At 74.3% G+C, this 1,055-nt stretch carries 1 protein-coding gene; it reads left to right on the forward strand.

The window, feature by feature from the left end; genetic code table 11:
- Window positions 1-113 precede the first annotated feature (113 nt).
- Window positions 114-1,055: LacI family DNA-binding transcriptional regulator (locus AB0M20_RS45475; RefSeq protein WP_364307897.1), on the forward strand; the 942-nt coding region annotated here is incomplete at its 3' end.

Genomic DNA, 1,055 nt, shown 5'->3' on the forward strand with positions numbered 1-1,055 from the left:
CTGTCCGCCTCGCCGGTGCCACTGCCGCCCGGCGCGGTGGTCCTGTCCAGCGAACCGCTCCCGGCGCGGCGGCTCCCGCCGGACGCCGCCGCCTGGCTTCTAGACTCGGGCTCATGAGCAGCAGCCGTCGCCTCGCCGACATCGCCGAGCACGTCGGGGTCAGCCAGGCGACCGTGTCCCGGGTGCTGAACGACAAGCCCGGCATCTCCCAGGCCACCCGAGACGCGGTGCTCACCGCGCTGGACGTGCTGGGCTACGAGCGGCCCAACAAGCTGCGCGGCGAGCGGGCCCGGCTGGTCGGCATCGTGCTGCCCGAGATGAGCAACCCGGTGTTCCCGGCCCTGGCCGAGGCGATGGCCGGCGCGCTCGCCAAGCGCGGCTTCAGCACGGTGCTGTGCACCCGCACGGTGGACGGCGTCTCCGAGGCGGAGTATGTGCGGATCCTGCTCGAGCAGCAGGTCTCCGGGGTGCTCTTCGGCGGCGGGCTCTACCAGGAGGCGGACGCCGACCACGCGCACTACGCGGCGCTGCGCGAGCGGTCCCTGCCGACCGTGCTGGTCAACGCGGCGGTCGACGGGCTCGGGTTCCCGCAGGTGTGCACCGATGACGGGCACGGCGTGGAAATGGCGTACCAGCACCTCGCCGCCCTCGGGCACGACCGGGTGGCGCTGCTGCTCGGGCCGTCCGACCACGTGCCCTCGGCCCGCAAGCTGTCCGCCTTCCTCGGCTGCGCCGGCGGCCCGCCGCAGATCGGCCCGCCCCAGATCGGCCGGGCGCCGTTCGCGATGGCCGAGGCTCAGGTGATGGCCGGGCGGCTGCTCGGCGAGGGGGCGACCGCCCTGATCTGCGCCAGCGACGTCACCGCGATCGGCGCGATCCGGGCCGCGCACCGGATGGGCCTGTCCGTCCCCGGCGACGTCTCGATCGTGGGGTACGACGACTCGCCGGTGATGGCCTGCACTGATCCGCCCCTGACGACGGTCAGGCAACCGGTCGACGCGATGGGTCAGGCGGCCGTCTCCCTGCTGCTGCAGCAGATCGACGGCCGCCCGGCG

The organism is Actinoplanes sp. NPDC051633, from assembly GCF_040681735.1.
Lineage (GTDB): Bacteria > Actinomycetota > Actinomycetes > Mycobacteriales > Micromonosporaceae > Actinoplanes.